Origin of the sequence: Streptomyces lancefieldiae, from assembly GCF_031845825.1 — a bacterium.
Classification (GTDB): domain Bacteria; phylum Actinomycetota; class Actinomycetes; order Streptomycetales; family Streptomycetaceae; genus Streptomyces; species Streptomyces lancefieldiae.
In genome coordinates, this window is sequence record NZ_JAVRFH010000014.1 from 131,637 (window position 1) to 151,606 (window position 19,970).

The window sequence follows — 19,970 nt, forward strand, 5'->3', positions numbered from 1 at the left end:
AGCCCCGGCTGCCCCACGACCACACGGCAGTCGAGGGCCGGGCCCGTGCCGGGGTGGGCCGGGGGGCCGGGGGCCGGGTCGGACCGACGGGGGCAGGCCCGGGCGGGGGCGGGGCCGGGCCGGCCGGGGTCGCAGGGGGCAGCCCGGGGCGTGGCCGTTGCTTCGTGGGGTCGTCTCCGGGGCCCCGGTCACTCGGAAGGCGACGGTTCCGAGGTGACCAGGCCCTGCCGGTAGGCGACCGCCACCGCCTCCGTGCGGCTCGCCGCGCCCAGCTTGCCGAGGATGTTGGAGACGTGCACGCTCGCCGTCTTGGCGCTGATGTACAGCTCCTCGCCGATCCGGCGGTTGCTGCGGCCGAGGGCGAGGAGCCGCAGCACGTCCTGCTCGCGGGCCGTCAGTACCGCCGTACGGTCGCTCCCGGGCACGGCGTCCGTCAGCCGCCCGCGGCGGACCAGGTCTTTGATGCGCTCGCGCAGCAGCGTCGCGCCGAGGCGGTCGGCCTCCCGCCGTACGGTGTCGGCCTCGGCGGCCGCCTCCTCGCGGCGGTCGGCCGCCAGCAGGGCCTCGGCCAGCCGCAGCCGGCACCGCGCGCGCTCGTAGGCGTCGCCGTACGAGAAGGCGGCCACCGCCTTCTCCCAGGCCGCCGGGTCCGGCCCGGAGACGATCCGCGCCCACTCCGCCTCGGCGCGCGACAGCCACGCCTGCCCCTCCGGGCCCTGGGGTATGCCGTCGAAACTGTGTCCGGCGGACGACCGGGCCTGTTCCAGCAGTCGGGCCGCGGTGTCCGTCCAGCGGCGGACCTCCGCCTCGTCGCCGGCCCCCCGCCGCTCGACGACGGCGTCGGCGACCGACGACAGCGCGAGGGTCGTGAGCCGGACGGTGACGGCGGGCGGCGTGCCCGCGTCGTCGGTGAGCGTCTCGACGGTGGACCGCGCCCACCGCACGGCGTCCTCCGCGTCCCCGCGCAGCACCGCGGCGTCCGTCAGCACGATGCCCGCGACCAGCGTGCCCATCCAGTCGAACGGCTCCTGCAGCAGCGCGCGGGCACGCTCGGCGGCCCCGAGGTCCCCCCGGGCCAGCGCCACGTACAACCCCGGACCGAGCTCGTGAGAGCCCGCGGCGGGCAGCACACCGGTGTCGTCCGCGGCCTCGCGCACGCACTCGTCCCAGTGGCCCAGCGTGTACTGCACCAGCAGCCGCAGATACCGCATCTCCCGCGGATACGGCGAGGACAGCAGCCCGGAGCGGCGGGCCCGGTCCAGTCCCTCGGCCGCCCAGTGCAGACACTCCTCCAGGTCACCGGACTCGAAGCAGCCGATGGCGAGATTGAACAGGGCGCGCATCTCCACCGGCGCGTTGCCCGCCCGCCGCGCCAGCTCCCGCGCCTCCCGCAACCGCTCCCGGCCCACGGAGGTGCTCCGGCTGCCGCTGCCGCCCCCGAGACCGGCCAGGGATATCAGCAGGTCCGCCCGGGCGTCCGGCACCCCCAGTTCCTCCGCGACGCGCAGCGCCCGGCGTGCCACCCGAAGCGCGGTCTCGCTCTCCCCGACCTGACGGGCCGTCATCACATGCGTGGCCGCGGCCCACACCCACGTCGACGACGGAGGTTCGGCCGGGATCAGGTCGAGCGCCTCGCTGCTGTGGGCGAAGGCGGCCGACAGGTTGTCGACGTCCAGCAGGTTCCCGGCGAGCGTGTAGCGGACGCGGGCGGCGAGTTCCAGATCCGCGTCCTGACCGAGCCCGGCCAGCGCGGACCGGGTGAGGGAGACCGCGCGGTGCAGCTCCCCGGCGTGCGCGGCGGCCGCCGAGGCACGCAGGGTGAGCGTCACGACGTCGGGGCCGACGGGCCGTGCGCAGGCGTCGACCGCACCCCACAGGTCGAGGGCCGCCTCGACGTGCCGCAGTTCCTCGGCGGGCGCCCCGACGCGCTGCGCGTGGTCGGCGGCCTCCAACGAGGCGGCGAGCGCCTCCGGCAGGTCGTGGCTCTCGCGGTAGTGGTGGGCGCGCTCGGCCGCGCTGTCGGACCGGCGGCCGGGTCCGGCGAGCAGTCGGGCGAACGCGCCGTGCAGCCGGGACCGTTCACCGGGAAGCAGATCGGCGTAGACGGCCTCCCGCGCGAGGGCGTGCCGGAAGGAGTAGGCGCCGTCGTCGCCGGCCACGAGCAACTGCCGCCCGAGGGCCTCGCGCAGCGCCGGCTCCAGCTCCTCGTCGGGCAGCCCGACGGCGTCCCGCAGCAGATCGTGCCCCACGCGGCGCCCGGCCACGGCGGCCGTGCGCAGCACCTGCTGGGCGGTGTCGGACAGCTGCTCGAACCGGATGAGCAGGACGTCGGCCAGACCACTGGGCACGCCTTCGACGGGCGCGTCCGTGGCCGCGACCAGCTCTTCGGCGTAGAAGGCGTTGCCCTCGGCGCGCTCGACGATCCGGTGCACGGTGGCGTCCGGCAGCGGGCGGTCCCGCAGGGAGCGCACCAGCCGGGCCACGTCGGCGTCGGGCAGGGGCCGCAGCTCCAGCCGCTCCACGGCCGGCAGGCGCACCAGCTCGGCCAGCAGCGGGCGCAGGGGGTGGCGGCGGTGCAGGTCGTCGGCCCGGTACGAGGCGAGCACGGCGAGCCGGTGACCGGGCGCCCCGCCCGCCGGCCGTTGCAGGACTCCCCGGCTGAGCAGGAACCGCAGCAGGTCCCGGGAGGACTGGTCGGCCCAGTGCAGGTCCTCCAGGACCAGCAGCAGGGGAGCGAGTGCCGCGAGCTCGGTCAGCAGGGCGGCAACGCCCTCGAAGAGCCGCAGTCGCCCTCTCCCACCGTCCGCACGCGCGGGCGCGCTCCCGTCGTCCGGACCGCCGCCGAGCAGCCGGTCGGCCACCGGATGCGCCGCCAGGACGGGGGCGAACCGCTCGTCGGCGGCCAGCACACCGAGGATCTCGGTGAACGGCAGATACGGCAGGCCGACGTCGCCCAGGTCGACGCAGTGACCGGTGAGGACGGTCGTCCCCGCCGCGACGGCCCGCCCGGCGACCTCGTCCAGCGTCCGGGTCTTGCCGACCCCGGCATCCCCGGCTATGAGGACGGCGCGGGCCTCGCCGGCGCGGGCGCGTTCCAGTACGCCGGTGAGACGCGCGAGTTCGGCCTCGCGGCCGACGAGTGGGCTGGTGAGTGAGGTCTGCGGCACGACGCCCATCCTGGCACGCGGGTCCGACAACCGGCCCCTGCACGCGGGTGCACGACCGCCCCCCCCCGGCTGCCGCGCGCGGGTGCAGGACCGCCGGACAGCCGACCGGCGTCCCGCCGAGGCCGGCCCACCGCCGAACGTCGGCCCCTGCGCGCGGGCGCAGGTTGTCGCACCGGCCACTCCGTGCGGCGCGGGACCGCCGCATCGGCCCCTGTGCGCGGGTGTGGGACTGCCGCACTGCGCAGGTCGCCGCACCGGCCCTTCCGTGCGGCGCGGGACCGCCGCGCCGGCCCCTGTGCGTGGGTGCGGGACTGCCGCACTGGCCGCTGCGCGCGGGCGCAGGTTGTCGCACCGGCCCTTCCGCGCGGCGGAGGACCGCCGCACCGCCCCCTGCGCGCCGGCGCGGGACCGCCGCACCGGCACGTGCGCGCTCAGCGCCGCAGCGTACTGGCCCAGTCGGCCGGGACCCGCCCCGCCGGTCCGGGGGTCGGCTGGTCGGTGGGGTGGCTGTCCGGCGGGGCGAGTTCCGGCCCCGACTCGCGCACCTCGTTGGTGGCGTAGTCCCAGTACCAGTCCTCACCCGGTTCGAAGCTCTGCACCACCGGATGCCCGGTGGACCGGTAGTGACCGGTCGCGTGCTGCCCGGGCGAGCTGTCGCAGCAGCCGACGTGCCCGCAGCTCGCGCAGCGCCGCAGATGGAACCACCAGCCGCCGGCCGGTTCGCATTCGGCGCAGCCGGTGCCGCTCGGGGGAACGGTGGGATCGATTCCGGTGTCACTGGTCATGCCGGCTCCTCGGTCGGTTCGGACGGGGCGGCGGTGAGCGGGAGGAGCACCTGGAAACGGGTGTCGCCCGGCACGGACTCCACCTGGAGCGTGCCGTGGTGCTTGTTGACCACGATCCGCCAGGAGATGTCCAGGCCGAGCCCGGTGCCCTCGCCCACCGGCTTGGTGGTGAAGAACGGGTCGAAGATGCGCTCCCGGATCTCCGGTGCGATCCCGGTGCCGGTGTCGCGGAACTCCACCAGCAGCCGGTCGTGGTGGAGCGCCGTCCGCACGGTCAGCGTGCCGTCGCCGTTGCCGCCCGCGGAGTTCATCGCGGAGACCGCGTTGTCGATCAGGTTGGTCCACACCTGGTTCAGCTCGGCCGGATACGCCGGGATGTCCGGCACCGTGCGGTCGTACTCCTTGACGACCTCGATCCGGGAGCCGATCTTCGCGGACAGCATCAGCAGGGTGCTGTCGAGGAGTTCGTGCACGTCGACGGTCCGATAGGGCGCCCGGTCGAGCTGCGCGTACTGCTTGGCCGCGTCCACCAGGTGCGAGATACGGGCCGTGGAGTCCGCGATCTCGTTCATCAGCAGCTCGGTCTCGACGGTGTAGTTGAGCCAGCCGACCGCCCCCGGCAGGATCTCCTCGTCCACGGCCGCCGCGACCTGCTCCAGCCACTCGGTGTCCAGACCGGCCTGCACGAAGGTCGGCGCGAGCTGCCAGCCGTGCTCGATGCCGTGGTCGTCCAGCCAGTCGGTGAGGGCGTCCTCCCGGTCGCTGGCCTCCAGCGGGCTGAGCGAGGGCGCCTTGGCGACCCGCTCCGCCGTGCGCTCCTGTATCTCGATGAGCCCCGCGAGCGCGTCGCGGGAGAACGGTCCCTCGGCGATCACGGCCAGCTTGTGCCGCATCTTCGCCACCCGCTCCCGCAGCGTCGAGGTGGCCCGAACGGCGGCTGCCGCCGGGTTGTTCAGCTCGTGCGTGAGACCGGCCGACAGCGAGCCCAGGGCCAGCAGCCGTTCCCGCTGCCCGATGGTCCGCTGAGTGTTCTTGGAGCCGAAGAACAGCCCCTCCAGCAGGTGCACCGCCATCGGGAACCACTCCTGCATGACGGCCGCGAAGGTGTCCGCCGGCAGGACGAAGAACCGCGTCGGCTCGGTGACCCGCAGGGAGTTGTTGTAGACCTGCGGCACCCGGTCACCGACGTACGCCTGCATCGCGCCCGCGTACACCCCGCGCTGCGAGGTGCGGTTGGTCTCCACGTCGTCCCCGCCGACCCGGCGGGAGAGCACGACCGTGCCGTCGAGCATCACGTAGAAGCAGGTCGCGGGCTCGCCCTCGGCGTACACCGGACCGGGCTCGAACAGCTCCACCCGGCCCTCGGCGCACAGCCGTCCCAGCTGCTCGGGCGTCAGCTTCTCGAACAGGAACAGCTCCCCGATCTCCCCGGGGCTGCACGGCATCGGCCGCCCGCTCACGACTGCTCCAGGTACCGGTGGACGAGCATCACGGCCATGGCTCCCTCTCCGACGGCGGACGCGACCCGCTTCGCGGACTCCGCGCGGGCGTCGCCCGCCACGAACACGCCCGGGACGCTGGTCTCCAGGTGGTACGGCGGCCGGTCCAGCTCCCAGCCGGCCGGAGGCCGCCCGTCGGGGGTGAGGTCGGGCCCGGCGAGGATGTACCCGTGCTCGTCCCGCAGCACCGTGCCGTCCAGCCAGTCGGTGCGCGGGGCCGCGCCGATGAACACGAACAGCCACTGCGCGTCGACGAGTTCGGTGGCCCCGCTCCGCGCGTCGCGCAGCGTCAGCCGCTCCAGGTGCCCGTCGCCGTGCGCGCTGTCGACGACCGTGCCGCAGCGCACGTGGATGTTGGGCGTCTCCTCGATCTGCTGGATCAGGTAGTGCGACATCGACGCCGTCAGCGAGTCGCCGCGCACCAGCAGCGTCACCGACTTGGCGCCCCGGGACAGGTACATCGCCGCCTGCCCGGCCGAGTTGGCGCCGCCGACGATGTACACGTCGTGGCCCTGGCAGGAGGCCGCCTCGGTCAGCGCCGAGCCGTAGAAGACGCCGCAGCCGGTCAGGTCGTCGGTGCCGGGGGCGGTGAGCTGACGGTAGGAGACGCCGGTCGCCAGGATCACGCTGTGCGCGGCGATCGCCGAGCCGTCCGAGAACCGTACGATCCGGGCCGCCCCGTGGGCGTCCAGAGCGGTCACCTCCCGGGCGGTGAGGATCTCGGCGCCGAACTTCGTCGCCTGCCGGCGGGCCCGCTCGGTGAGCTGCCCGCCGGACACGCCGTCGGGGAAGCCGAGGTAGTTCTCGATGCGGGAGCTCTGGCCGGCCTGTCCGCCGGTCGCCGAGCGCTCCACCAGCACCGTCCGCAGCCCCTCCGAGGCCCCGTACACGGCCGCGCCGAGCCCGGCCGGACCGCCGCCGATCACCACCAGGTCGTAGAAGTCGGCCGTCGGCGTCGTGGCCAGGCCCACGCGCGCGGCGAGGTCGGGCGCCTCCGGCTCCACCAGAGGCGTCCCGTCCGGCGTGATCACCACCGGCAGCCGCCGGCCGTCCTGCCCCGCGGCCGACAGCAGCCGCCGCCCCTCCGGCTCGTCGGAGGAGTACCAGCGGTACGGCACCTGGTTGCGGGCCAGGAACTCCCGGACCTCCGAGGACCGCGCCGACCAGCGGTGTCCGACGACCTTGGTGCTGGGCACCGGCCGGTGGTCGCCGGTGCGCCAGGCCTGGAGCAGGTCGTCCAGCACCGGGTAGAGCTTCTCCTCCGGCGGGTCCCACGGTTTGAGCAGGTAGTGGTCCAGGTCGACGACGTTGATCGCGTCGATCGCCGCGTTGGTGTCCGCGTACGCGGTCAGCAGCACCCGTCGCGCGCCCGGATACACGTCCAGGGCCCGCTCCAGGAACTCGATGCCGTTCATCTGCGGCATCCGGTAGTCGGCGAGGACCACGGCCACCAGGTCGCCCCGCAGCTTCAGTTCGCGCAGCGCCTCCAGGGCCGACTCGCCGGACTCCGCGCGCACGATCCGGTACGTGGCGCCGTAGCGCCGCCGCAGATCCCGGGCCACGGCGCGGGAGACCCCCGGATCGTCGTCCACGGTCATGATGACGGTCCGCGCGGTCTCGGCGGCCTGTGTCATACGTCCCCCACGTCGAGCGGCCGGGTTCACGGTCCGGCGTCCCCGTCACCGCACCGGCCTGCGGCCCATCGTATGTTCGATCGCGGGGCTTCGCTCAGGCGGCCGGGCGGAACGCGCAGGCGCCGGGACCGTCGTTCACCACGACCGGTCGGGCGCCTCGGACCACCGGTGCGGGTGCCACGGGGTGGGCCGCGCGACCGCCGGCCGCTCCCACTCCAAGGTCATGAGGACGAGGCAGTGGGGGAGACTGGGCCCATGGATGTGACCGCGACACAGGGAGGGACCCGCATGACGCGCCCGATCACGGCAGGGGTGGACGGTTCGCAGGAGAGCCTGGCGGCACTGGCCTGGGCCGCCAGGGAGGCGGTCCGCCGCGGGACACCGCTGCACGTCGTGCACGTCTGGCGGTTCCAGCCGCACGGCGCGCTCGACGCGGGGGGCCGGGACACCCAGGAGCAGTGGGCGCGGGACATGGTGGCCGAGTCGGTCCGGACCGTCACCGAGCGGCACCCCGACCTCACGGTGTCCACGGAGGTCCGCGAGGCCGACGACGCCGTCGCCGCGCTGCTCGCCGCCGCGGCCGGCGCCGCGACGCTGGTGCTCGGCTCGCGCGGTCACGGCGCGGTCGTCGGCTTCCTGCTCGGCTCCGTCGGCCGGCAGGTGATCGCCGAGGCGACCCGGCCCGTCGTCCTCGTGCGGGCCGGGGCGGAGGCCGCCACCGAGGCCGCCGGCCGCGAGGTCGTCGTGGGCCAGCAGGGAGACCCGGAGGACAGCGCCGACGTGATCGGCTTCGCCTTCGAGGCGGCCGCCGCGCGGGGCGCCACCGTGCGGGCCGTGCGCGCCTGGACCCTGCCGCCGGTGTTCGCCTACAGCCCGGGCTCGATGCGGCTCGCCGACGAGGCCGGGGGCCTGGAACCGTTCGAGAGGAAGGCACTCGGCGAGGCGCTCGCGCCGTGGCGCGAGCGGTTCCCCGACGTTCCGGTGATCGAGCACGTGGAGATGGGCAGCGCGGGGCAGGTGCTGCTGTCGGTGGCCGGCGGCGCCCAGCTGATGGTCGTCGGCCGCCGTGCCCGCCGTACGGCCGTCGGCGCCCGGATCGGCTCGGTGGCGCACGGCGTGCTGCACCACGCGGGCTGCCCGGTCGCGGTGGTCCCGCACACCTGACCCCGCGCGTGTGACGTGACTCAGTCCGCGGTGGGCTGCAGGGTCTCCCGCGCCTTCGGCAGGATGGTGGCGATGTAGTCCGCGACGGCCGTGTCCAGGCCGATGTCGTGCTGCGCCCGCTCGGACAGGTACCAGCGGTGCTCCAGCAGCTCGTGGTAGATCTCGGCCGGGTCCATCGCGCCGCGCAGCTCGAGCGGCACCGCGCGCACGGTGGGCCGGAAGACCTCGCGCACCCAGCGGTGGGCGAGGACCTCCGGGCGGGCGCCGAGGGGGTCGCCCGGGGCGTAGTCGTCCTGGGTGGCCATCCAGCTCTCCAGGTCGTTCAGCAGCCGCCTGGCCTGGTTCTCCTCGGCGTCCAGGCCCGTCAGGCGCAGCAGTTGGCGCTGGTGGTGGCCCGCGTCGACGACCTTGGGCACGAAGGTGACCGTGTCTCCGTTGGAGGCGTGCTCGATCTGCATCTCGGCCACGTCGAAGCCGAGGTCGTTGAGCCGCCGGATCCGGCGCTCGATGTAGTGGTACTTGCCCGCCGGATAGACGGAGGTACGGGTCAGCTCCTCCCACAGTCTCCCGTAGCGGGCGCAGATCTCGGTCCCGAAGTCGATGGGGTCGACGGAGGGGTGCAGCGCTCCGGAGGCCTCCAGGTCGAGCAGCTCGCCGCTGATGTTCACGCGGGCGAGGTCGAGGTCGTAGTCGCGCTGCCCGGAGCTGAGCCGCGGGTGCAGCTCCCCGGTCTCGGCGTCCACCAGGTACGCGGCGTAGGCGCCCGCGTCGCGCCGGAAGAGCGTGTTGGACAGTGAGCAGTCGCCCCAGGCGAACCCGGCCAGGTGGAGCCGGACCAGCAGGACCGCCAGGGCGTCCATCAGGCGGTGCATGGTCGCCGGGCGCAGCGTCGTCTCGAACATCGACCGGTACGGCATCGAGCCACCGAGGTGCCGGGTGATCAGCACCGGTTCCAGCGCCTCGCCGGAGGTGTCGGTGCGGCCGGTGACCACGCCCAGCGCGTCCACCGCGGGGATGGCGAGCCGGTCCAGGTCGCGCAGCAGCTGGTACTCGCGCAGCGCGGGCCGTTCGGCCAGCTCCTTGACGGCGACCACCTCGTCCCCGGCCCGGGCGTAGCGGACGACGTGCCGGGAGATGCCGCGGGGCAGCGGCACGAGGTACTTCTCGGGCCACTGCTCCAGCGGCAGCTGCCAGGGCAGTTCGAGCAGGAGGGCGGGGTGCTCCGGATTGGTGGCACTGATCTGCAAGGCCATGCCCCGACTCTAGAACGCCCGTTCCCGGGCCAGTCGCGCGGCTTCCTTCACCGGGCCGCGGTGGACGGGACCGTGCCCCGGGAGCAGGACGTCGCCGTCCAGCCCGGCGAGGATGTCGAGGGAGGCCACCGTGCGCGCCCGGTCGTGGTGGAACATGTCGGGCAGCAGTTGCGGGCCCTGGATCCGCGAGATGGCGTGCCCGCTCACCAACGCGTCGCCGGAGATCACCACCCCGGCGTGCGGCAGGTGGTAGACGCAGTGTCCGTCGGTGTGCCCCGGGGTGTGCACCGGCACGGGCCGGCCGGGCAGGTCGAGGGCGCCGTCCCCGGGGAAGGGCGCCGGCGCGGTCACGGGATGCTGCTCGGTGCCGCCGGAGCGGAGCACGTGCACCCCCCACGGCAGCACGCCCGGCCGCCAGGCGTTGCGCAGTACCGTGCCGACCGACACCTGCTGGAGGAAGTCCCGTCGGGCGTGGGGCACTTCGGCCTCGTGGAGGAGGACGGGGGTGCCGTGGGCGGCGCGCAGGTACTCGGCCGATCCCAGGTGGTCGTTGTGGGCGTGGGTGATCAGTACGGCCGCCACCGCCTCGGGCGAACTCCCGACGGCGGCCAGGGAGTCCAGCAGCTGCCGTCGGTCACCGGGGTAGCCGGTGTCCACCAGGGTCACCGCGTCGCCGTCGGTGAGGATGACCCAGTTGGTGTTGCTTCCGTGGACCAGATGGGTGCCGTCGGCGACTTGCCGCACGTCCGTGCTCATGGGGCCTCTCCGCATGTCAGGTGACTGCCCGGTGGGGGACAGCCAACCAGACTCGGTGTGCGGAAGGGTGTCCGACCGTCAGCGCACGCCGTGCGGACGGAACTGGATGCTGATGCGGGGTCCCGCGGCGCGGGTGCTCTTGGGGACGCAGTGCTCCCAGGTGCGCTGGCAGGAACCGCCCATCACGATCAGGTCGCCGTGACCCAGTGGGCGGCGCACCGTGTCCCCGCCACCACCAGCAGGGCGCAGCAGCAGGTCGCGGGGCGCGCCGACGGAGAGGATGGCGACCATCGTGTCCTGGCGTGCGCCCCGTCCGATCCGGTCGCCGTGCCAGGCGACGCTGTCCCGGCCGTCGCGGTAGTGGCACAGCCCGGCCGTGGTGAACGGCTCGCCCAGTTCCTCGGCGTAGTGCGCGGACAGAGCGTCGCGCGCCTCGTCCAGCAAGGGGTGCGGCAGCGGGTCGCCCGCGCCGTAGAACGCGAGCAGCCGGGGGACGTCGACCACCTGGTCGTACATGGCCCGTCGCTCGGCGCGCCAGGGGACCTCGGCGGCCAGCCGCTCGAACAGCGCGTCGGCCCCGCTCAGCCAGCCGGGGAGCAGGTCGATCCAGGCCCCGGAGCCGAGGTGGGTGCGGCGCAGTCCGTCGAGCGTGCCCAGCCGGACCTCGTCGGTCTGGTCGAAGAGCGAGCCCTGGAGGTGCGTGGTCATGGGACCAGCGTACTCCTTATTCGAAAATACGTTCTAAGCGTGATGCGCTCCAGGGTGTGATGCCCTCCAGGTGCCGCGCGCTCCGAGTGTGGCGCGAGGCCTTCGGATACGCCGGTGTATCCGATACATTCACGTATCGGACGGAGGGCGGGTGCGGCCATGGCGGTGAAGGTGACGACCGGGCGCGTGACCAGGCGGCGCGCGCGGACCCGCGCGAACCTCCTGGACGCGGCGTTCGCGGTGTTCGCCGCCAAGGGGTTCGGCCGGGTGTCGATCGAGGAGGTCTGCGAGGCGGCCGGTTACAGCCGGGGTGCCTTCTACTCGAACTTCGACAGCCTCGACGAGTTGTTCTTCGCCCTCTACCGCGAACGGGCGGAGCTGATCGCGGAGCAGGTGTCCGGCGCCCTCGCTCTCGACGGGCCGGACCTGGACGTGCCCGCCGCCGTGGACCGCGTCACCGAGGTGCTGCTGCTGGACCGGGACTGGCTCCTGGTGAAGACGGACTTCCTGGTGCACGCCGCCCGCGACCCGGCCGTGGCGCGGACCCTGCTGGAGCACCGGGCGCGCCTGCGGCGGGCCATCGCCGACCGCCTCGCCCGGGCGAGCGGCCCCGCCACCCTCCCCGCCGTCCTGGGCGACGCCGACGGCGCCGCGCGCGCCGTGGTCGCCGCGTACGACGGAGTCACCACCCAACTGCTGCTCGACCGGGACGTGGAACACGCCCGCGCCTGGCTGGGCCGCCTGCTCACCGCGCTGCTCACCGAGGGCGGCAGCACCCCTTTGAACCCTTGAACCCCTTGAACCCCCATGACACGGAACAGGAAGGGACGGTCGCCATGGATGCCGACGTCATCGTGGTCGGAGCGGGCCTGGCGGGCCTGGTCGCGGCGCACGAGCTGACCAGCCGGGGCCGCAGGGTCGCCCTCGTCGACCAGGAGAACGCGGCCAACCTGGGCGGGCAGGCCTTCTGGTCCTTCGGCGGCCTCTTCCTCGTCGACTCCCCGGAGCAGCGCCGCCTGGGCGTCAAGGACTCCTTCGACCTGGCCTGGAGCGACTGGCAGGGCAGCGCGGCCTTCGACCGGACCGAGGACGAGGACTCCTGGGCGGTGCGCTGGGCGAGGGCGTACGTCGAGTGGGCGGCGGGGGAGAAGCGGTCCTGGCTGGCCGGACACGGCATCACCTTCCTGCCCACCGTCGGCTGGGCAGAGCGGGGCGACCTCAGGGCCGGCGGGCACGGCAACTCGGTGCCCCGCTTCCACATCGCCTGGGGCACCGGCACGGGCGTCGTCGAGCCGTTCGTGCGGTACGCCAAGCAGGCCGCGCGCGACGGGCTGCTCACCTTCCACCGCCGCCACCGCGTCGACCACCTGGTCGTCGAGGGCGGCACCGCACGCGGCGTGCGCGGCACGGTCCTCGCCGAGGACAACTCGCCCCGCGGCGTCGCATCCAACCGCGACGCGATCGGCGAGTTCGAGCTCACCGCCCGGGCCGTGATCGTCACCTCCGGCGGCATCGGCGCCGACCACGACACCGTCCGCCGCCACTGGCCCGAGCGGCTCGGCACCCCGCCCGCCGAGATGGTCACCGGCGTCCCCGCCTACGTCGACGGCCGGATGCTCGGCATCAGCGCCGAGGCCGGCGCCCGCCTGGTCAACCGCGACCGGATGTGGCACTACACGGAGGGCGTGCGCAACTGGGACCCGATCTGGCCCGGCCACGGCATCCGCATCCTGCCCGGACCGTCCGCGATGTGGTTCGACGCCCTGGGCCGCCGCCTGCCCGGGCCCTGCCTGCCCGGCTACGACACCCTGGGCACCCTCCGGCACCTGCGCACGGCCCCGGACCTGGCGGAACACGACCACTCCTGGTTCATCCTCACCCAGAAGATCATCGAGAAGGAGTTCGCGCTGTCGGGTTCCGAGCAGAACCCGGACATCACCGCCAAGGACCGCGCCGGGTTCCTGCGCGAACGCCTCCTCGGCAAGGGCGCACCGGGACCGGTGGACGCCTTCCTGCGCAGGGGCGCCGACTTCGTGACCGCGCCGGACCTGGAGCAACTGGTCGACAGGATGAACCGGCTGACCGACAAGCCGCTCCTGGACGCCGCCGGAATCCGACGCCAGATAGAGGCCCGCGACCTCCAGATGGCCAACCCCTACGCCAAGGACGCCCAGGTCCAGGGCATCCGCAACGCCCGCCGCTACATCGGCGACCGCCTGGGCCGGGTCGCCACGCCGCACCGCATCCTCGACCCGGCGGCGGGCCCGCTGATCGGGGTCAAGCTGCACGTCCTCACCCGCAAGACCCTCGGCGGCATCCAGACCGACCTCGACTCACGCGCCCTGGGCGCGGACGGCACGCCGGTCGACGGCCTCTACGCGGCGGGGGAGGTGGCCGGTTTCGGCGGCGGCGGGGTGCACGGCTACAACGCGCTGGAGGGCACCTTCCTCGGCGGCTGCCTCTTCTCCGGGCGTGCGGCGGGCCGGGCGGCGGCCCGGGAGACCGCCTGATCCCGTCCTGATCCCGTCGGCCGATCCGCCTCCTCACGCCCTGTCGAGGAGGCGGAGCAGCACGGAGGCGTGGCCCTTGTCGGGCGACTTGGAGGCGGTCACCAGCGTCACGTCCCCCTCTCGCGCCAGCTTCCGTACGTGGTCCACGAGCTCGGCCGCCTCCGGGGCGGCCAGCTCGGCCTCGTACCGCTCGGCGAACTCCTCGAACGAGCCCTCGCCCGCGTGGTACCAGCGGCGCAGCTCGGCCGACGGGGTCAGGCCCTTGGGCCACTCGTCCACGTGTGCGGCGTCCTTCGCCACACCCCGCGGCCACAGCCGGTCCACCAGCACCCGAACGCCGTCGTCCGGCTCGGGCGGATCGTAGATGCGGCGCACACGGACGCTCATGGCCGGTCCTTTCCACGGGGACTGCGGTGTCGCGAGCCTACGTCCGGCACCGGTGGGGTGGCGGCGGCACGTGAGCCGTTCGGGACGGCGGCCGATTTCCGCCTGCGCCATTCGGGTACTCCGTCGCTCTGACGACGTGACGAGGGAGGTCGGCGCATGGGCGCATCGGGCGGGCTGCCGGTCGTGCGGAGCCTCGACGAACTCGCCGGCCTCGTCGAACGGCACCGGGGCCTGTACGTGCGCTGGTCGCGCGGCCCCGAGACCGACCTCCCCAAGGTGTCGAGCACTGACGAGCTCACCGGTGTGCCCATGCCGGGCCTGTCCGCCAACCCGCTCGGCGTGGAGGCGTGGTGGGCGGACCGCCCCGTACGCCTGTGGGCGGCCCGCCGGCTGTACGACTACGCGCACCTTCCGCACGACAAGGGCCCCGGCGTACGGCCCTGGGTGCTCACCGGCCGGGAGGCCGGCCGCGGCCCGGACAACGAACCGCTGGTGGCCGACGCCCGGCCGCTGTGCTGGATCGACCCGGGCGTCATCGACGAGGCCCGGGCCGAGGTGGAACGCCAGGAGCAGCCCTGGGGGTCACTGCGCCGCACGGGCCCCTGAGGACCGGGGCGCGGCGCCGCCCGGTGGCCGGTGCCGCCCGACGGGTTGTGCCGCCGGTACGGCCGTACGAGCGCTGCCGCCGGTGCCGCCGGACCTCCGCGTGGTGCCGGGGTCAGCCGGACCTCCTGCGCACCGCCTCGCGCCGCTTGAGGGCACGGCGCTCCGTCTCGCCGGTCCCGCCCCAGACACCGATGGACTGCCCCGTGTCGAGCGCCCAGCGCAGACACTCCTCCCGGACCGGACAGCGCCGGCAGACCGCCTTCGCCCGCTCGGTCTGCAACGCGGCCGGCCCGGTGGTGCCGATCGGGAAGAACAGGTCGGGGTCCTCCGTGCGGCATGCGGCGTGCTCTCGCCAGTTGTCCATCAAAGTCACCTGCGATCGGTATCGTTCGCGCCCTCGAGAATGGCTTGCTCCGTTGCGGGTGACCGGTCGACAGCGGGGTGAAACCGGCGCTGTGCCTCGGTTCGCGGCGTCCGGCTACCTCCGCAGCGCCTCGGCCGCGGCCGTCACCACCGCGTCGGCCACCGTCGCCAGCGCCGGGGAGTCCAGCTTCCACTGCTGCCAGTACAGCGGTACGTCCACCGCCAGGTCCGGGGCGAAGCCGACGAGCCGGCCCGAGCGCAGCAGCGGGTCCGCCTGCGGTTCGGGCACCATGCCCCAGCCCAGGCCGGCGGCGACGGCCTCGACGAAGCCCTCCGAGGTCGGCACGTAGTGCCGCGCGGCACTGGCGCCGGCCTCACCGAGCCGCCGCACGAAGCCGTCCTGGAAGTCGTCCCGCCGGTCGAAGACCACCACCGGCGCCCCGACCAGCACCTGACGCAGCGGACCGTCCAGGTGCCGTGCGGCGAAACCGGGGCCGGCGCAGGGGAGGTACCGCATGCGTCCCAGGGCCCGGACGGTGCAGCCCGGTACGGGGTCGGGCGACGAGGTCACCGCCGCCATCACCACGCCCTCCCGCAGCAGGGCCGCCGTGTGGTCCTCGTCCTCGCGGCGCAGCTCGAAACAGAGCTGCGGCTCCTGGGGGACACGCGTGAGGGCGCCGAGGAACCAGGTGGCGAGCGAGTCGGCGTTGACGGCGACCGAGACCCGGGTCGGCTCCCCGGCCGCCCCGCTCAGGCCCAGCTCGGCGTACGCGTCCCGCTCCAGCCGGGCCACCTGGCGGGCGAGACGCACCAGTACCGCGCCGGACTCCGTCGGCCGCACCGGCTTGGTGCGCAGCAGCAGCACCCGGCCGGTGCGCTGCTCCAGCGCCTTCACCCGCTGGCTCACCGCGGACGGCGTCACGTGCAGCGCGGCGGCGGCCGCGTCGAACGTGCCCTCGTCCACCACGGCCAGCAGGGTCCGTACCTGGTCGAGCGGAAGATCCGCGAAGGCCGCCGTGGTCATTCCCGTAACTCCTGGCATCACAATTGCTAAGGATACATAAGAATCTTTAGCTGTACGCCGAGTGATCGTTCACTTAGCGTCGATGGCATGACCAACGCCCTCACCGCCGCGGCCGCCGGCTTCGGCACCGGCCTCTCGCTCATCGTCGCCATCGGTGCCCAGAACGCCTTCGTCCTGCGCCAGGGGATCCGCCGCGACGCCGTCCTCGCCGTCGTCGGCATCTGCGCGCTGTCCGACGCCCTGCTGATCGCCCTGGGCGTCGGCGGGGTCGGCGCGGTGGTGGTGGCCTGGCCGGGCGCGCTGACCGCGGTCGGCTGGATCGGCGGTGCCTTCCTGCTCTGCTACGGCGCACTGGCCGCGCGGCGCGTGTTCCGGCCGGCCGGCGCGCTGCGGGCGGACGGCGACGCCGCGGGCTCACGCCGTCGGGCGGTCCTCACCTGCCTGGCGCTGACCTGGCTCAACCCGCACGTCTATCTCGACACCGTGTTCCTGCTGGGCTCGGTCGCCGCCGACCGGGGTTCGCTGCGCTGGACGTTCGGCCTGGGGGCCGCGGCCGCGAGCCTGTGCTGGTTCGCCGCGCTCGGCTTCGGCGCCCGCTACCTCGGCCGCTTCCTGGCCCGGCCCGTGGCCTGGCGGGTCCTCGACGGACTGGTCGCCGCCACCATGATCGTGCTCGGCGTCTCCCTCGTCGCCCGAGCCTGAGCGGCGGCGCGGGCCCCGCGGCCGGCGAGGACCCCTCACACGGAGCCGCGCCCGTGCAGCGCGTAGTGCTCCATGAGCCGGCCCCTGGTGGTCTCCAGCCGGTGCGCGAGGATCTCGGCGACCGACCGCACCAGCACGATGCCCAGCTGCGGGTCCTCCTCGCACAGGGCGAGCACCGAGGCCGCGTCGAACTCGTAGGCGCGCACCGGGCTGAAGGCCTCGGCGCCGAAGTCCCACTCGTAGGGCGGGAACAGCCAGGACCAGCCGAGCAGGTCGCCCGCGCCCAGACTGGCGACCGTGACCCGCTGGAGGGACGTCACCTGCTGGGTCAGGGAGACCGCGCCGGAGCGGATGACCCAGAAGCGGTCGGCCCGGCCGCCCGCCTCGAAGATCCGGGTGTCCTCCGCGAAGGAGACCTCCCGGGCGAGTGCCGTCAGGCGTCCGCGCTGGGGCTGGGGGAGGGCCGTCAGCAGTTTGATCGCTTTGGTCATGACACGGGGCTCCTCACCGGCGATTCGGTCCGGGGCTTTCCCTATGCCCATTTCAGTCGCTGTCAGCGCCCTGAGCACCTCGACATATCGCGGATCCTGTACGGATTCCGTGCCGGATCCGGGGACGGCGGTGTGCGGGTGTTAAAAAGCCCTGGCTGGACGGGGGAAGCCAGCCAGGGCCGTAAGCGGTGACGTACGGAGGACGCTCGGTCGACCCCGTCGCCACTTATGGATGAACGCTAAACCATCTTCCGGCGTTCCGTGACACCGGACACGGGGCACGTGACCGGTGTCACTTGCCCGCGGCACGCCCCGCCGCACCTCCCGCGGCGCGGTCCCGCCGTACGTCTCGACGGCCTCAGTCGCCGTCGTCCGCGACGACCCTGATCGTCCGCAGTTCCGGATCGCTGGGGTCCGGGAGGTACATCCCGGCCTCCAGACCGCTGAGCAGATACCGCAGGACCGGCTCGGTCAGCCGCTCACCCGGCAGGACGGCCGGGATGCCGGGCGGATACGGCGTGATCATCTCCGCCGCGACGCGGCCTGCGGCCCGGTCGTGCGTCACGTCCTCGGTGGGCCCGAAGAACGCGTCCCGGGGCAGCGCCGCCTGCGGCATGCGCAGCTCGGACGGCGAGGGCACCGCCACGCGCGGAGCGGGGCCCAGGCCGGGGGCGGCACGCGCGAGGTCCTTGAGCGCGGCGAGGAGTTCCCCGGTGGTCTCCCGGTCGTCGCCGTGGGTGATCTGCGCGCCGATGCGCCGGTGGTCGGTGAGATGCGCGACCACGCTCCGGTGCTCGCGCAGCCAGTCGGCCGCCTGGAAACCCGAGACGCCGAGCCCGGCGAGGTCGATGACGACGGGCAGCGGATCGAAACCATGGGCCAGCCCCGGGCCGCAGAAGTCGTCCCGGTCGTTGACGTGCATCCCGTCGATCTGCTCGACGGCCGTGCGGACGTCGGCCGCGAGCTCCAGCGCACCGCCCATGAGTTCGCGTCCGCGCAGCGCCATCTGCCGGCGCCAGCCGTCCAGCCCGGCGAAGATCAGCGCCGAGGGGCTGGTGGTGCCCAGCAGGTCCGCCCGCATCCCGAGCAGCTTCGGCGGGACCAGGTCACCGCGCAGGTGGAACACCGAACCCTGCTCCAGACCGCTGCCCATCTTGTGGATGCTGGTCACACAGATGTCGGCGCCCGCGTCCATCGCCCAGGACGGCAGGTCGGGGTGGAAGGGCAGATGGGCCCCCCAGGCCTCGTCGACGATCAACGGTGCCGAGCGCCGGTGACAGACCTCGGCGACGGCCCGCAGGTCGGCGCTCGCGCCGTACGGCGTCGGACTGGTGACCAGGGCACCCTTGGCGTCCGGATGGGCGGCGAACGCCTTCTCGAACTCCCCGGCGGACGGCGGATGGGCCAGATGCCGCTCGGTGTCCCAGCGCGGCTCGACCCAGACCGGCTCGATACCGGACAGGACCAGCCCGGACACGACGGACTTGTGGGCGTCCCGGCCGATCAGCAGCTTCTCGTGCGGCCCCGCGACCGCCAGCATCGCCGCCTTCACCGACAGGGAGCTCCCGCACGTCGAGAAGAACGTGTGATCGGCGTGCACGGCGTCGGCCATCAGCTCCTGGGCACGCTGCAGCACCCGCCCCCGGGTGAGCCGGTCGTCGAGTCCGCCCGTCGCCAGCACGTCACCGTAGAACACGGCGTCGCCCAGCACCTCGCGCACCGCGGGGTCGGCCCCACGCGCCTGCTTGTGTCCCGGCGGCGTGAACGACAACCGTCCCTCACGGCGGTAGTCGACGAGGGCTTCCAGGACCGGTGCTCGGGAGTGGTCGGCGCTCATGCCGACCCGGTTTCCCCACCGCGATCCCGGCAATCCGTTCCGGACCGACCCCGCCGGCCCGGCGACCGCGCACCGGCCGGGAGGCAGGAGCCCGTCATCGCGCTCGCCGGCCCGGGGTCAGCACCTCGTCCAGCACCCGCAGGACGGCCTCGTACGCCATCGTCCGCACGGCGGCCTCCCGCGAGCCCTCCGGGTCGGTCGGCCGCAACTCCTCCTCCCGAGCCCGCCAGGTCCGCTCCTGTTCCACCGCGCAGGCCCTCGCGCGGTGCATACGGCGCAGCAGTTCGTCCGAGTCCACAACATCCGTCATGCACTCCGCGTACCCCGGCCCGGCGCCCGGATGGCCGTTGGTCCGCAAGGAGGGCCGAAGGTTTGGGCGGACCCGAAGAGGTCAGCCGGATGTAAGCCGAATACAAGCCGAATACAAGCCGAACGCAAGGCCGCACGGCGCGCACGGCGTGCGGCCGGCCGGATCCGGCACATCTCACCGACCAGGGAGCCGACGGATGCGTGACAGGCACACGACCGAACCCGTCGTCGAGCCGTACGGTACGGACCGGCACCGGCAGCACCGGCCCTGCAAACCCGCCGAGGCACGCAGGACCGTGGAACGCGTCGTCACGGCGTGCTGCGGTACCGACGGCCACGCCTCGTGCGACGCGGGCGCCCTGTCGGACGCCGTGCTCGTGGCCTCGGAACTGACCACCAACGCGATCCTGCACGGCGGCGGCGTCACCGACTTCCAGGTCGACGTCGTCGGCCCGGGGGTGCGCGTCTCGGTGTCCGACCGCAGCCACGACCTTCCGGTGGCCGTGCCGCAGACCGACCCGCGGGGCCGCCGTCGCGTCGGCGGCCGGGGCTGGCCGATCGTCTGTCGGCTGGCCTGTGACGTACGGGTGGCAGATCTTCCCTCGGGAGGCAAGTGCATCACCGTGGTCGTTCCGCTGTCCTGAGTACTTTTCGAAAAGCGGAGTTTGTTCCACCGGGGTGGGGGCAGTCGCAGATTCGTGCTTCGGACCGGAGGCGCAGCAGCGGGAGCGGCATGACTGCTCCGGCCCTCCGGATGACCCGGACGCGCCGTTCC

19 protein-coding genes are annotated in these 19,970 nt (G+C 73.8%); 6 read left to right on the forward strand and 13 right to left on the reverse strand.

The genetic code is table 11. The annotated features are described in order from the left end of the window. Window positions 1-188: 188 nt before the first annotated feature. From RM812_RS16935 to RM812_RS16950, 4 genes are all read right to left on the reverse strand, one after another. The gene (locus tag RM812_RS16935; RefSeq protein WP_311573435.1) at window positions 189-3,176 is read right to left on the reverse strand and encodes a helix-turn-helix transcriptional regulator; all 2,988 of its coding nucleotides are present in this window, start codon (window positions 3,174-3,176) and stop codon (window positions 189-191) included. 422 nt (window positions 3,177-3,598) lie between these two features. Next, window positions 3,599-3,952, reverse strand: coding sequence for a UBP-type zinc finger domain-containing protein (locus tag RM812_RS16940; protein WP_311573386.1), 354 nt, complete (start codon window positions 3,950-3,952; stop codon window positions 3,599-3,601). Further along, the gene (locus RM812_RS16945) at window positions 3,949-5,397 is read right to left on the reverse strand and encodes an ATP-binding protein (protein ID WP_394816465.1); all 1,449 of its coding nucleotides are present in this window, start codon (window positions 5,395-5,397) and stop codon (window positions 3,949-3,951) included. Before RM812_RS16945 ends, RM812_RS16940 begins: the two co-directional genes overlap by 4 nt. 11 nt (window positions 5,398-5,408) lie before the next feature. Then, window positions 5,409-7,085, reverse strand: a complete 1,677-nt coding sequence (locus RM812_RS16950; protein WP_311573388.1) for an FAD-dependent oxidoreductase — start codon at window positions 7,083-7,085, stop codon at window positions 5,409-5,411. A 288-nt stretch (window positions 7,086-7,373) separates the two neighbouring features. Between RM812_RS16950 and RM812_RS16955 the strand changes: the two genes are divergently transcribed. Continuing rightward, a complete protein-coding gene (locus tag RM812_RS16955) occupies window positions 7,374-8,249 on the forward strand; it encodes a universal stress protein (protein WP_311573389.1) in 876 nt (291 codons plus the stop codon). Window positions 8,250-8,269: 20 nt separating this feature from the next. Here RM812_RS16955 and RM812_RS16960 read toward each other — a convergent pair whose 3' ends face one another. The 3 genes from RM812_RS16960 to RM812_RS16970 all read right to left on the reverse strand — a co-directional run bounded on the left by RM812_RS16960 (window position 8,270) and on the right by RM812_RS16970 (window position 10,966). Then, window positions 8,270-9,502, reverse strand: a complete 1,233-nt coding sequence (locus RM812_RS16960) for a DUF4032 domain-containing protein (RefSeq protein WP_311573390.1) — start codon at window positions 9,500-9,502, stop codon at window positions 8,270-8,272. A gap of 9 nt (window positions 9,503-9,511) precedes the next feature. Then, window positions 9,512-10,258 carry an MBL fold metallo-hydrolase gene (locus RM812_RS16965; protein ID WP_311573391.1) on the reverse strand — a complete coding sequence of 249 codons (747 nt, stop codon included), beginning with the start codon at window positions 10,256-10,258 and terminating at the stop codon, window positions 9,512-9,514. Between the two features lie 78 nt (window positions 10,259-10,336). Beyond that, window positions 10,337-10,966, reverse strand: a complete 630-nt coding sequence (locus RM812_RS16970; RefSeq protein WP_311573392.1) for an alpha-ketoglutarate-dependent dioxygenase AlkB — start codon at window positions 10,964-10,966, stop codon at window positions 10,337-10,339. A 159-nt stretch (window positions 10,967-11,125) separates the two neighbouring features. On the opposite strand from RM812_RS16970, the gene RM812_RS16975 reads away from it, so the two are divergent. Continuing rightward, a complete protein-coding gene (locus RM812_RS16975) occupies window positions 11,126-11,758 on the forward strand; it encodes a TetR/AcrR family transcriptional regulator (RefSeq protein WP_311573393.1) in 633 nt (210 codons plus the stop codon). Between the two features lie 44 nt (window positions 11,759-11,802). Further along, window positions 11,803-13,476 carry an FAD-binding dehydrogenase gene (locus RM812_RS16980; protein WP_311573394.1) on the forward strand — a complete coding sequence of 558 codons (1,674 nt, stop codon included), beginning with the start codon at window positions 11,803-11,805 and terminating at the stop codon, window positions 13,474-13,476. Between the two features lie 33 nt (window positions 13,477-13,509). Here RM812_RS16980 and RM812_RS16985 read toward each other — a convergent pair whose 3' ends face one another. Then, complete coding sequence (locus RM812_RS16985; protein ID WP_311573395.1) at window positions 13,510-13,863, reverse strand: DUF488 domain-containing protein; 354 nt, start codon at window positions 13,861-13,863, stop codon at window positions 13,510-13,512. Window positions 13,864-14,019: 156 nt separating this feature from the next. Between RM812_RS16985 and RM812_RS16990 the strand changes: the two genes are divergently transcribed. Then, complete coding sequence (locus RM812_RS16990; RefSeq protein WP_311573396.1) at window positions 14,020-14,469, forward strand: DUF6098 family protein; 450 nt, start codon at window positions 14,020-14,022, stop codon at window positions 14,467-14,469. 112 nt (window positions 14,470-14,581) lie between these two features. Here the strand turns inward: RM812_RS16990 and RM812_RS16995 are convergent, their stop codons facing one another. Continuing rightward, window positions 14,582-14,833, reverse strand: coding sequence for a WhiB family transcriptional regulator (locus tag RM812_RS16995; protein ID WP_311573397.1), 252 nt, complete (start codon window positions 14,831-14,833; stop codon window positions 14,582-14,584). A 114-nt stretch (window positions 14,834-14,947) separates the two neighbouring features. Beyond that, the gene (locus RM812_RS17000) at window positions 14,948-15,856 is read right to left on the reverse strand and encodes a LysR family transcriptional regulator ArgP (RefSeq protein WP_311573398.1); all 909 of its coding nucleotides are present in this window, start codon (window positions 15,854-15,856) and stop codon (window positions 14,948-14,950) included. Window positions 15,857-15,943: 87 nt separating this feature from the next. Here RM812_RS17000 and RM812_RS17005 point away from each other — a divergent pair, with 87 nt between their 5' ends. Next, complete coding sequence (locus tag RM812_RS17005) at window positions 15,944-16,558, forward strand: LysE/ArgO family amino acid transporter (protein ID WP_311573399.1); 615 nt, start codon at window positions 15,944-15,946, stop codon at window positions 16,556-16,558. A gap of 35 nt (window positions 16,559-16,593) precedes the next feature. On the opposite strand, the gene RM812_RS17010 is transcribed toward RM812_RS17005, so the two are convergent. From RM812_RS17010 to RM812_RS17020, 3 genes are all read right to left on the reverse strand, one after another. Further along, entirely contained in the window at window positions 16,594-17,049 is a 456-nt protein-coding gene (locus tag RM812_RS17010) for a cyclic nucleotide-binding domain-containing protein (protein WP_311573400.1), read from the reverse strand. A 358-nt stretch (window positions 17,050-17,407) separates the two neighbouring features. Continuing rightward, window positions 17,408-18,886: an aminotransferase class I/II-fold pyridoxal phosphate-dependent enzyme gene (locus RM812_RS17015; protein ID WP_311573401.1), complete on the reverse strand. Its 1,479-nt coding sequence runs from the start codon at window positions 18,884-18,886 to the stop codon at window positions 17,408-17,410. A 94-nt stretch (window positions 18,887-18,980) separates the two neighbouring features. Next, window positions 18,981-19,196, reverse strand: coding sequence for a hypothetical protein (locus tag RM812_RS17020; protein ID WP_311573402.1), 216 nt, complete (start codon window positions 19,194-19,196; stop codon window positions 18,981-18,983). A gap of 196 nt (window positions 19,197-19,392) precedes the next feature. Here RM812_RS17020 and RM812_RS17025 point away from each other — a divergent pair, with 196 nt between their 5' ends. Further along, complete coding sequence (locus tag RM812_RS17025; RefSeq protein WP_311573403.1) at window positions 19,393-19,839, forward strand: ATP-binding protein; 447 nt, start codon at window positions 19,393-19,395, stop codon at window positions 19,837-19,839. The last annotated feature ends 131 nt before the right edge of the window (window positions 19,840-19,970 follow it).

Excerpts from the sequence above, each read along its gene's own strand:
- RM812_RS16960 (WP_311573390.1), bottom strand. The coding sequence starts at position 9,502 with ATGGCCTTGCAGATCAGTGCCACCAATCCGGAGCACCCCGCCCTCCTG.
- RM812_RS17010 (WP_311573400.1), bottom strand. The coding sequence starts at position 17,049 with ATGACCAAAGCGATCAAACTGCTGACGGCCCTCCCCCAGCCCCAGCGC.
- RM812_RS17000 (WP_311573398.1), bottom strand. The coding sequence starts at position 15,856 with ATGACCACGGCGGCCTTCGCGGATCTTCCGCTCGACCAGGTACGGACC.
- RM812_RS16965 (WP_311573391.1), bottom strand. The coding sequence starts at position 10,258 with ATGAGCACGGACGTGCGGCAAGTCGCCGACGGCACCCATCTGGTCCAC.
- RM812_RS16975 (WP_311573393.1), top strand. The coding sequence starts at position 11,126 with ATGGCGGTGAAGGTGACGACCGGGCGCGTGACCAGGCGGCGCGCGCGG.
- RM812_RS17005 (WP_311573399.1), top strand. The coding sequence starts at position 15,944 with ATGACCAACGCCCTCACCGCCGCGGCCGCCGGCTTCGGCACCGGCCTC.
- RM812_RS17015 (WP_311573401.1), bottom strand. The coding sequence starts at position 18,886 with ATGAGCGCCGACCACTCCCGAGCACCGGTCCTGGAAGCCCTCGTCGAC.
- RM812_RS16990 (WP_311573396.1), top strand. The coding sequence starts at position 14,020 with ATGGGCGCATCGGGCGGGCTGCCGGTCGTGCGGAGCCTCGACGAACTC.
- RM812_RS16935 (WP_311573435.1), bottom strand. The coding sequence starts at position 3,176 with ATGGGCGTCGTGCCGCAGACCTCACTCACCAGCCCACTCGTCGGCCGC.
- RM812_RS16940 (WP_311573386.1), bottom strand. The coding sequence starts at position 3,952 with ATGACCAGTGACACCGGAATCGATCCCACCGTTCCCCCGAGCGGCACC.
- RM812_RS16955 (WP_311573389.1), top strand. The coding sequence starts at position 7,374 with ATGACGCGCCCGATCACGGCAGGGGTGGACGGTTCGCAGGAGAGCCTG.
- RM812_RS16970 (WP_311573392.1), bottom strand. The coding sequence starts at position 10,966 with ATGACCACGCACCTCCAGGGCTCGCTCTTCGACCAGACCGACGAGGTC.
- RM812_RS16980 (WP_311573394.1), top strand. The coding sequence starts at position 11,803 with ATGGATGCCGACGTCATCGTGGTCGGAGCGGGCCTGGCGGGCCTGGTC.
- RM812_RS17025 (WP_311573403.1), top strand. The coding sequence starts at position 19,393 with ATGCGTGACAGGCACACGACCGAACCCGTCGTCGAGCCGTACGGTACG.
- RM812_RS16950 (WP_311573388.1), bottom strand. The coding sequence starts at position 7,085 with ATGACACAGGCCGCCGAGACCGCGCGGACCGTCATCATGACCGTGGAC.
- RM812_RS16985 (WP_311573395.1), bottom strand. The coding sequence starts at position 13,863 with ATGAGCGTCCGTGTGCGCCGCATCTACGATCCGCCCGAGCCGGACGAC.
- RM812_RS17020 (WP_311573402.1), bottom strand. The coding sequence starts at position 19,196 with ATGACGGATGTTGTGGACTCGGACGAACTGCTGCGCCGTATGCACCGC.
- RM812_RS16995 (WP_311573397.1), bottom strand. The coding sequence starts at position 14,833 with ATGGACAACTGGCGAGAGCACGCCGCATGCCGCACGGAGGACCCCGAC.
- RM812_RS16945 (WP_394816465.1), bottom strand. The coding sequence starts at position 5,397 with ATGCCGTGCAGCCCCGGGGAGATCGGGGAGCTGTTCCTGTTCGAGAAG.